9 protein-coding genes, 1 other RNA gene and 2 pseudogenes are annotated in these 9,827 nt (G+C 37.2%); 3 read left to right on the top strand and 9 right to left on the bottom strand.

Annotated features, from left to right (window positions below):
• Positions 1–277: pseudogene (locus F6K13_RS06385) on the bottom strand (hypothetical protein); the annotation flags it as partial.
• Positions 278–309: 32 nt separating this feature from the next.
• Between F6K13_RS06385 and F6K13_RS35765 the strand changes: the two are divergent.
• Positions 310–622 (top strand): annotated as a pseudogene (locus tag F6K13_RS35765) (hypothetical protein); the annotation flags it as partial.
• 597 nt (positions 623–1,219) lie between these two features.
• Positions 1,220–2,026 (top strand): response regulator, encoded by an 807-nt coding sequence (locus tag F6K13_RS06375; RefSeq protein WP_124143004.1) that lies wholly within the window; start codon positions 1,220–1,222, stop codon positions 2,024–2,026.
• 205 nt (positions 2,027–2,231) lie between these two features.
• Here F6K13_RS06375 and F6K13_RS06370 read toward each other — a convergent pair whose 3' ends face one another.
• The 8 genes from F6K13_RS06370 to F6K13_RS06335 form a co-directional block, all read right to left on the bottom strand.
• Positions 2,232–3,494: a folylpolyglutamate synthase/dihydrofolate synthase family protein gene (locus tag F6K13_RS06370; protein WP_124143005.1), complete on the bottom strand. Its 1,263-nt coding sequence runs from the start codon at positions 3,492–3,494 to the stop codon at positions 2,232–2,234.
• A gap of 109 nt (positions 3,495–3,603) precedes the next feature.
• Positions 3,604–4,497 (bottom strand): RimK family alpha-L-glutamate ligase, encoded by an 894-nt coding sequence (locus F6K13_RS06365; protein ID WP_124143006.1) that lies wholly within the window; start codon positions 4,495–4,497, stop codon positions 3,604–3,606.
• Complete coding sequence (locus tag F6K13_RS06360; protein WP_287287037.1) at positions 4,497–5,354, bottom strand: hypothetical protein; 858 nt, start codon at positions 5,352–5,354, stop codon at positions 4,497–4,499. Before F6K13_RS06360 ends, F6K13_RS06365 begins: the two co-directional genes overlap by 1 nt.
• Before the next feature lie 378 nt (positions 5,355–5,732).
• Complete coding sequence (gene rsmI, locus F6K13_RS06355; protein WP_124143007.1) at positions 5,733–6,572, bottom strand: 16S rRNA (cytidine(1402)-2'-O)-methyltransferase; 840 nt, start codon at positions 6,570–6,572, stop codon at positions 5,733–5,735.
• 170 nt (positions 6,573–6,742) lie between these two features.
• A complete protein-coding gene (locus F6K13_RS06350; RefSeq protein ID WP_124143008.1) occupies positions 6,743–7,168 on the bottom strand; it encodes a hypothetical protein in 426 nt (141 codons plus the stop codon).
• 77 nt (positions 7,169–7,245) lie between these two features.
• Positions 7,246–7,614 carry a phasin family protein gene (locus F6K13_RS06345; protein WP_124143009.1) on the bottom strand — a complete coding sequence of 123 codons (369 nt, stop codon included), beginning with the start codon at positions 7,612–7,614 and terminating at the stop codon, positions 7,246–7,248.
• Between the two features lie 623 nt (positions 7,615–8,237).
• An RNA gene (gene ffs, locus F6K13_RS06340) (signal recognition particle sRNA small type) lies at positions 8,238–8,334 on the bottom strand.
• Between the two features lie 23 nt (positions 8,335–8,357).
• A complete protein-coding gene (locus tag F6K13_RS06335; protein WP_124143010.1) occupies positions 8,358–8,624 on the bottom strand; it encodes a YciI family protein in 267 nt (88 codons plus the stop codon).
• 24 nt (positions 8,625–8,648) lie between these two features.
• On the opposite strand from F6K13_RS06335, the gene F6K13_RS06330 reads away from it, so the two are divergent.
• The gene (locus F6K13_RS06330; protein WP_124143011.1) at positions 8,649–9,209 is read left to right on the top strand and encodes a 2'-5' RNA ligase family protein; all 561 of its coding nucleotides are present in this window, start codon (positions 8,649–8,651) and stop codon (positions 9,207–9,209) included.
• Positions 9,210–9,827: the final 618 nt, after the last annotated feature.

The following is a 9,827-nucleotide window of genomic DNA, read 5'->3' as shown; positions in this document are numbered from 1 at the left end:
CAACTGAAGGCTCATAATAATCATTTTCAAAGATTAACTTAATTTTTTTTGCCTGTACTAATTGGTTATCAAGTGCAGCTTTTAAACCAGATTTCATCCTATTCCCTAAAATCTCTTCTTGTCCTTCTAAAGCAAGGACAGAACCTAGTCTAATTATTTGGTGAGTAATTCCTTCTTTGGGATCTGATAATGTTTGGCAAGCAATAAGTCCTACTAAGCTAAGACTAAAGCAAAAATGAAAAAAAAACTTAAAGGTCAAATAAATCTTAAAATTCATAAGAAATTGTCAATTAAAACAATCTTAATTGAACAGTTGATGTCACTTTTTCTGAATATTAATGTCGTATTAAATCGAAGCATAGTCTACACAACTTCACTCTTCTGAGACGATTGGTACTTGATGTTCTCCATCAAGAGAAAATATAGCAATGTGCGCTCAGGTATTTACAATGTCCAGCTCAAAGTGCAGTCTAGAACAGGTCTACAAAAATAATGTGTAAATATGCCAGCGCACATTGCTATATTTAAACGCAGTCTTCGTCAAAAAATGAAGCAAGCTGCTATAAACAACAATTACATGATGACTATTATCAATACTTTATGTCAACCCTCTTTTAGATGAGCTTACCCTGGTTCTGCACAGGGGAAAAGATTAGCAACGGCTCAAGTTTCTCTTCTGAAGAAAACCATCATCAAAAACGATTATCTTCTGGTCAACAATTAATTTTTTCCTAAATTTCCTTAGTACCATAGCGATAATCTGAATAAAATTTTAATTAAGATTCAGTGAAATGACGGATGTTAATGTTTTTAGAAGTATTATTTTAAGCATATCGCCAATCAGGACTGCATTGATGGAGCATTAAAAATGATTACTAAAACAAAACCAACTACAGCGATATTTTTTAAACATTTAATCCGTCTGATACCTAAACAATTTAGTGGTAAGTTAGAACTTCAGAATACAGAAGAACAACAGTGACAATTATATTTTCATCGAGGATGTCTAACTTGGGCAACAGGTCGTAATAGCGCTTGGCGAAGATGGCGTAGAAATTTAACTCAATTTTGCCCTTCTATTTCTCTGGAAACTCTAAGTTTCTATACCCATGATGTTTGTGAAAGCAGGCAATATTACATAGTTAATAATCTACTTAAACAAGAAAAAATATCACTTTCACAAGCTATAAATATAATTAACAACACTCTGATAGAAGTATTGTTTGATTTAATTCAGCAAGATAATTTAGATAATTTACAAATTACTTCTCTAACTTGTCATCTACAAGCGGAAATTAAACAACCAATTTTTCGTTTGAGTATCTATGAAGCTTTTGAAAAAGTTAAACCAATATGGCAAGGTTGGTGTGAGGCAAATTTACACAACTACTCTCCCAATTTAGCACCTCTATTGAACAAACCTGAAACTCTAAAACAACACACATCTACTCTAATTTACCAAAAATTTCAGGCATTAATTAGTAAACAACTGACATTGCGAGATTTGGCTTTTTACTTAAAGCAGGATTTATTAAGTCTGACTAAAATCTTGATGAATTATGTGAGTCAAGAAATAATTCAATTGACTGATGTGCCTGATATACCTGCATTATCTGTAGTGAAAATTGATGTAGTAAAGAGTCAAGCAAAAGAGATTCAAACACAAAATTCATTATTACCAGAAACTATTATAAAGAGCCAGAAAAAATTAGTAGTTTGTATTGATGATTGCCCCATAATTAGTCAAATTATGGGGAAAATTATTACAAAAAGAGGCTATAAATTTATAGGAATTCAAAAGTCTACATTAGCTGTGTCTAGTCTCATAGAAATACAACCAGATTTAGTATTTTTAGACCTAGAAATGCCTATTGCTAATGGCTATGAAATTTGTCGCCAACTTCGTAGAGTACCTCATTTAAAAAATACTCCGGTAGTAATTCTAACTGGGAGAGACAGTATAATTGATCGAGTTCGCGCTCAGTTTGTAGGATGTTCTGAATTTATAAATAAACCAATAATATAATGTTCGGTTGAACAGTTATAAATAAACGACGGAGGAGTCAGGAGTCAGGAGTCAGGAGTCAGGAGGAAAAAAGAAGGAAGAGAAGAAGAAAGTTTTTTATCACTAATTATCCGAACACGATATAAACCCAGAAAAAATTGAGGCAATTTTTCATAAATACCTGTATTTAGCAAACACAAAAACAGAAATTTCAATAGTAGGGTCTTTAGTTCCCGCTAGTTGCTAGAAAATATCCTAATAAATACAGAGAACCACATAAAACAATCAGATTTTCACTGTCAACCACAGCCTCTTCCATCGCGGTTCTTAAATTGGGGTAAGCTTGACAGAATGCTAATTCTGTGCAAATATTCTTAGCTATAGTAGTAAGCTGACCCGTATCAGCCGAACTATGGTCTGGAACAGGAACTAGGTATAAACGATCGCCCGGTCTAATCAAAGCGCGAAAAATTTCTGAATGTTCTTTAGTTGAGAGCATACCCATAACCCAACTGATAGATTGGTAATTAAGTGTCCTGACATATCTCCCCAATACTTGGGCAGCAGCAGTATTATGAGCACCATCAATCAATAATTTACGGTCTTGCCATTTTGTCCATTGCAAACGCCCAGGCCATTTAGTATTAGCTATTCCTTCTTTAATTGCTGCTGGAAAAATCTGCCAACCCTGTTTTTCCAGGATATGAATTGTCGCAATAGCGATCGCTGAATTTATTAACTGTACATCTCCAAGTAATGGGAGTGGGTATTCAATACCTTGATAATTAGCCATTGGCAGAGAATCATTTTCTCTACTCCCCTCTAATAATTCAGCAGGTTTCACCCAAACTACGGGACACTCCAAATCATTAACCCGTTTTTGTACTACTTTTTCCGCTTCTGGTGGTAGTTGCCCAATTACTGCAGGACATCCTGGTTTCAGAATACCCGCTTTTTCACCAGCAATATCAGCTAAAGTTGGACCCAACCTTTGCCAATGTTCCCAACTAATTGAAGTAATCACAGTTACCATTGGTTGCTGACAAACATTTGTGGCATCTAGTCTTCCTCCCAAACCTACTTCTACAACTGCTACATCTACTTCTTGTTGAGCAAAATATAACCAAGCTGCTGCAGTAATAACTTCAAACAGAGTGGGTGAAGCTTGTTCTGGATTAATAGCTGCTTCTACTTCTTCCAATAACTCTTCTAGTTTAGTCGGAGAAATTTGTTGTTCGTTAAGGCAAATACGTTCTGTCCAGTCTACTAAATGGGGTGAAGTGTAACGTCCAACTTTATATCCCGCTGCTGTGAGGATCGAAGATAAGTAAGCACAGACAGAACCTTTACCATTTGTCCCCGCAACGTGAATAATGGGTACTTGTTGATGAGGGTTTCCTAGGTTATCTAAGAGTTGGTAGATGCGTTCCAGACCAAGCTCAACGCCAAAGTGTTCAAAGCGTTTCAGGAAAGAGTCTATTGAGTTCACAGTTTTTTATACCAAAAAGCGATCGCGTTCCTCATATAATGTAGATGTAATCTGATAATATTACAGTAAATTTCTAACTATGTCCATTTTTTTCTTCTGTAGTTTGCCCCTATCCTATCAAGGTCTCAATCATCGCCTCACATAGAGACCCCTTGACCACTTGATCGAACCTAACAAACATAGGTGAACTATTCAGTTCTAAAAATACAAGTTTCTTCGTTTTTGGATCTGTTTTGAAGTCAGCGGCTCCAAAATCCATCCTTAAATTTGCCATGAACTTTCGTAATAACTCCACTTCATCTGGCAGTGTTGCAAGAGGAATGATTTCCGCATCTGGCTGAACTCGATAATCTAGATGCTGACTACGAATTTCAAAAGCAAAGGCAAAATTTCCTACTATATATATCCGAATTTCTGGCGCAACTAATCGATTTTGGACAATAGCTGGCATAGCTGCACAACCATTCCGAAACTGGATAGAGGAATGCAATTGTTCTAGGGAATAACAAAAATCACCCCCTGCAACTGGCTTGGCAATTGCACTCCCAGCAGAATATTTGCCCAACTCCTCAGCTTCGTTTGTAATCAAAGTATCAGGAATGAGCAACCCTAACTTTTGGGCTAAAATCAGCATTGCTGGTTTATTGCCAACTGCAGGTAAATGGTTACGATTGAACAACCGGATTTGGGGTTGTGAGAGTAACCAACCATAGAGGGTTTGATACCAACCCGACGCCCGTTGTGATGCTCCAGATTTGGGAGCGCTCAAATTACCAAAAACGTCATACCGAATAAACGCTCCAGTTGCCGATACAACTCGGTCTTTTATTGTAGGTTGTCCCTGAGTAAGATGCCATGAAAACTCTGGACTTTCTTCTTGCCCATGAAGTACCTCGCAAATAGGAACCTGTTGACTTTGAGCAATTTCAATCAGTCGAGTAAGATTCGGGTCTAACTGCCCACCTGCAATTAGCAAACATTTACCATCTGCTGATTTAATCATTAGTACCAACCAAATGGACCACCCTCTTCACCGACTGCCAGTGTTGTTGGTGGACTTTCCTCTCCTACTGCTTGTGTTGTCGCTTGAGGATCTTCCTCTCCTACTGCTTGTGTCGTTGGTTGACCTTCTTCTCCTACTGCATATGTCGTTGGTTGAGGACTTTCCTCTCCTACTGCATATGTCGTCGGCTGACCTTCCTCTCCTACTGCATATGTCGTTGGTTGACTTTCTTCTCCTACTGCTTGTGTTGTCGGTGGAGGACTTTCTTCTCCTACTGCTTGTGTCGTTGGTGGAGGACTTTCCTCTCCTACTGCTTGTGTCGTTGGTTGAGGAGGTTGTTCCTCTCCGTATGCCAATGTTGTCGGTTGAGCTTGTGAAATGAGTTGAGGACCTTCCTCTCCGTATGCCAATGTAGTTGGTTGAGGACCTTCCTCCCCTACTGCTCGCGTACTTGGTTCTTCCTCTCCTAGTGCCAATGTCGTAAATTGAGGCTCTTCTTCTCCTACTGCCAATGTTGTAGGTTGAGAGCTTATCTGGCCAGGTGTGATAAACTCACCAGCATGAACAGTAATGGAATTAATGCGGGCTGAAACAATTACCGCATCTGCACCATTGGTCGGTGTAAAGTCCACTGTAGCCATAATTGGCGTTAAGCGTGGAAGACTAACATCTGATGGTTTATCAGCGTCAAAACTAAATTCTAGGACAGAATCATCTGGATTAGGATCGGCTGAGTTATCTAAACGAGGATTTGTCCATCCGGAAGTTGCCGTCAGTCCCTCTGCTTGAATACTGAGCTTCAGCGGAGACTCGGTAATTTTAATTACAGAAACCTGCAGTACCTTGAAAACTTTCATGTTCGAGTGTATATTTTTTAAGGTAAATTTGAGGTTTAACTCAAGTCATACAATTTTACCTTAGTGTCGATAATGACTTTCTATTTTTTTTTGATATTCTTAATATTTAATGCTTATAACTAGGGCTTGCTGATTAAATCTAAAAGCATTGACAGATAAAGACAAGTGCCTTTTTGGGGTCAAAAAAAGTGCCAGGTATCACGTCTAAAACGCTCAAAAAGTTAGTATTTTAGGCAAAGTTAGGCAGAAAAATAATTCTTACAATTCTTACTTCTGCCTACTCTAAATTCCCCTAACTCCTGTCTCCTGCCTCCTGCCTCCTGCCTCCTGCCTCCTGCCTCCTGCCTCCTGCCTCCTGCCTCCTACCCCAAACCCTAACTATATTTTTAGAGCTATTTGATAAATTTGGCGACGGGACAGGTTTGTTTGATAGGCCAGTTGGCGACTAGCTTGCGACCGCGAAATTCCTTGTTCTAAAAGTTTTTGTAATTCTACTTTAATAGTATCTTCTGATATTACTGGTGTATCTGGTTCAGCTCCTGCAATAATCAGGGTAAATTCTCCCCTTGGTTGATTAGTTTGATAATGAATAATTGCTTGTCCAATTGTACCACGCCAAAATTCTTCATAGAGTTTTGTTAATTCTCTAGCTAAGACTATTTTTCTCTGTTTACCTAATACTTTAGCTAAATCTTCCAAGGTTTGTTTGAGCTTATGGGGAGATTCATATAAAATTATGGTTTCTTGTAAGTTGGGTAAAATTTCTAAGTCTTGTTGACGTTGTTTACTTTTGCTTGGTAAAAAACCGATAAATATAAATTTATTGCTAGGTAGTCCAGAAGCACTTAATGCTGTAATACTTGCACTTACTCCTGGTATTGGTACTACGGATATATTTGCTCCAACACAAGCTTTTACTATTTCATATCCAGGGTCAGATATTCCTGGCATTCCTGCATCAGTTACTAGAGCAATTGTTTTTCCTTGATGTAATTTTTCGATTAATTCAGGTATACGACTTTGTTGGTTATGTTGATGGTAACTTAATTGTGGAGTTTGGATATCAAAATGTTGTAATAATTTGTTGGTGTGGCGAGTGTCTTCTGCTGCTATTAAGTCTACTGTTTGTAGGGTTTTAATTGCTCGAAATGTTATATCTTCTAGATTGCCTATTGGTGTGCCAACAATGTAAAGAGTCCCTGAATTTACTTCACTCATAACTTGACTATCCTACTTCCTCGATCTTTCATTTAGGAGTAAAGTCTCTTTAGTTTTTCAATGCTTAGAAAGTAACTCTGAATGGTCAAAATAATCTGATTTCTAAATAGTTCCAATTTACAACTAAATTAATCGTAAAATTTTGATTCTAACAAATTTATTACTTCGGTTTAGTTCAAATTACTATTATCTGATTCCCAGTCTGGACAAGTTTCTCCCTCTACACCATAAGGGTGCATTCCACAAACTAATAAATTTCCGCCATAAACTTGACCATGATAATTATTACATCCCCTACAAGCTGGATGTTCTTCTACTGTTGGTTCTACACGATCAACAAAATAGTCTATATCTTCCCCTCCCACATCAAAATCTAAGTCCAGGTATACTTCGATAATAGGATCTATTAAATCATTTAGATACTCATCTATCTCTACAATAAAGTTAGTACGTATTTCTTCAGTAATCTCTTCCGAGAACTTTCCCCACTCATCAAATACTTCAGAAATTTCTTCTGACATTTCATTGAAGAAATTTTCTACCTCTAATGCAGCAGTTTCAATTACTTCAAACAAGTTTTTTGACCAGTCTTCCATGATTATCTGTTTGAGCTTTTCTCTTTAAACCTAGGGTGTCTAAACTCTTGGAGCAGAGCTTAATTTTGGCCTAAGATTTAATCTTTTTGTAGCCGACGCAATTCATCCTGTAGCTTATGCACTTCTTGGCGCATTTTATCTACTTCTTGGTTTGACTCTGATGAACTGTCATCCTCAGAAAGAATTTCTATACGACGTGGTTCCCTTGGTCCTGTTTCTGGAGATGATTCTACCGTTGGCTTTTGCATAGCTTTATTCATCATATCTTCGACAAATTTACGACCCTCTTCCGTAGTCATTTCACCACGCTTAACCATCTCATCTGCCAGTTTTTGGGTCTCTGTTCTTAATTCATTCAATTTCTGGTTAGCTTTCTCTCCTGCATAAGAGGCTAATCCCACTCCTAGATAAACCGCCCTTTGAATAATTCCTCCGAAATTATCCATAATATATCCTGGCTCCTGTTAAGTGACGTTATCTCCCGCTAAATCTCGCTATTATAGCGGAAGTTTCTCCTCCTCACGGATGGATATTCCTGCTTCCCTGGCTGACTAATGTCTAAGCCTCCACAGGCAGCAACGATGAGACCCACCGCTGTCTTGTACTAAAAGTTCTGTACTCACCTGGTTTCCGATACGATTTTGCTAACAAATGTTAACAATGCACAGCAAGATAGCCTGCTGAGGGGGTATCTCCCAAAGTCTACAAGAAAACCTGTAGACGCTTTTTAAACACTTACATCGTCTTGGTTATCGACGTTCGCAGAAGTTTTAATTACTTGACCATGCTAGGGGTAACTTATCAGGATAGCGGTTACATAGTGGCCTGGTGCGTGCACCATAAACTACTCTGTCTGCACATGATTATAGCACAATCTATGCAACTATATCGGTATAACTATATCAACGTATATGAATTTATGTGAATAAATATTAGCAAATCAACAATAGTTAATCAACCTTCAGGGAATTTTACCTCAAATAAGGAATTACCAGAACTTCACCACCAAGTTTAACCCTCTCGTTAGGATTAACAGGTATAACGGGAGACCCCTCGTGACATTTAGTTGGGTGACCCGGAGTCAACGCCTACCACAAGCATCCCGTGTTGCTGCTACCTTCCGGTCCTGACAAGGTTTAGGCGTTATAGTCGCGCTGGTCCGGATCACTTATTACTATAACACAAATTTTCATTCTGCAACTATGCACCACTGATAAATTTCATAACTGACACAATTATTTTTGATGAGAGGGTCTTGGGCCACTTTTTTTTTGGCTTCTGACATAGATGAAGCCTCGAATAGTAACATTCCTCCTTGATGGTTTTTCCAGTAACCAGTCTTAGCTTTATGTCCTTTAGCAATTAATTCTTGGACATAAGCTTTATGAGCTGGTACATACTGGTCAAATATGGTTTTTTCGACTATACCTTTTTCTATTTTGGCAAACCAAGGCATTTTATTTTTTAAATTTTGAATTTTATGGGCCTATCAAAACGTTTATTATTTGTGGCTCTTGTGCCACCGGAAAATATTCAAAACCAAGTAACTGAAATTAAGGAATATTTTGCTAGAGAATATAATAGCAGTCATGCTTTAAAGTCTGTGCCTCATATTACTTTACAGCCTCCTTTTAAATGGCCGACTGAAAATTTAGCTCTTTTGCAGGAGTCTTTAGAGACTTTTGTTCAAAATTGCTCTGCTTTTCCCATTACTTTATCTGGATTTGCTGCTTTTCCACCTCGTGTTATCTATATTAATGTTGTCAAAACTCCAGAACTTTTAAAAATACAAAAAGACTTAATTGGATTTACAGAAACTACTTTAGGAATTGTGCATCCCGCTTCTAAAACTCGACCTTTTTCTCCTCATGTTACTGTAGCTTTTCGAGACTTAACTAAACAGAATTTTAGAGCAGCTTGGTTAGAATTTCGGGAGCGATCGCTTGACTTTGAATTTACAGCTTCTCAGTTAACTTTATTAATTCATAATGGTAAGCGGTGGGATATTTGTAATGAGTTTCCTTTTTTCAGCAAAAATTGAGATAATCCGTAAGTATTCAGCACTCAGCTATCAGTTATTAATTTATTGCTTTTTGAGGAGGAATTAGTATTAATAGATTTAAGGAGAATTCAAAGTATTGGAAAAAACTGACCTTGACAAGGGAGAGTGTATATTCATTATTTATGAAACAGCTAAAAGCTGAGTGCTAATAAGCGTTCTTCTTTTTTCCGAAATTCAATAATTCCTATTTCCCTCATCAAAGAAACAAACTCTTCAAAATTTTCTAGAATTTTCTCGAACTTTCTCTGGCAAATTCTGCCATATTTCTTGTAATTCTTCTTTGATTAAAAAAGCTGGTTTTCCCTGAAGGGAATCAAAAAAATTAATTAGATAGGGATATTCCTCTAGAATTTTTTCACATCACTTTTCTGATGCTTTTCTGAATCCAGATTATAGAGATTTTATTTTTTCATTTTCTCAGCACAAATTGAGATAATTCACTAATAAGACTTAGGCAAATTTGGCAGATAGAAATTTCTATACTGTACCTTGGCGAATTATTTCAAAGCCATAAACATATATATCTGCAAATTTATAGCGTTTTTCTTTTTCCCAAAATTCAATAATTCCTATTTCCCTCATCAAAGAAATAAACTC

This window comes from Okeania sp. SIO2B9 (assembly GCF_010672505.1).
GTDB lineage: Bacteria > Cyanobacteriota > Cyanobacteriia > Cyanobacteriales > Microcoleaceae > Okeania > Okeania hirsuta.
Note: the sequence above shows the minus strand (reverse complement) of the source record. Positions and strands in the feature narration are given on the sequence as shown.

Bases quoted from the DNA above. Each gene is read 5' to 3' on its own strand.
- F6K13_RS06365 (WP_124143006.1), bottom strand. From the start codon at position 4,497: ATGATTAAATCAGCAGATGGTAAATGTTTGCTAATTGCAGGTGGGCAG.
- F6K13_RS06360 (WP_287287037.1), bottom strand. From the start codon at position 5,354: ATGAAAGTTTTCAAGGTACTGCAGGTTTCTGTAATTAAAATTACCGAG.
- rsmI (WP_124143007.1), bottom strand. From the start codon at position 6,572: ATGAGTGAAGTAAATTCAGGGACTCTTTACATTGTTGGCACACCAATA.
- F6K13_RS06350 (WP_124143008.1), bottom strand. From the start codon at position 7,168: ATGGAAGACTGGTCAAAAAACTTGTTTGAAGTAATTGAAACTGCTGCA.
- F6K13_RS06345 (WP_124143009.1), bottom strand. From the start codon at position 7,614: ATGGATAATTTCGGAGGAATTATTCAAAGGGCGGTTTATCTAGGAGTG.
- F6K13_RS06335 (WP_124143010.1), bottom strand. From the start codon at position 8,624: ATGCCTTGGTTTGCCAAAATAGAAAAAGGTATAGTCGAAAAAACCATA.
- F6K13_RS06330 (WP_124143011.1), top strand. From the start codon at position 8,649: ATGGGCCTATCAAAACGTTTATTATTTGTGGCTCTTGTGCCACCGGAA.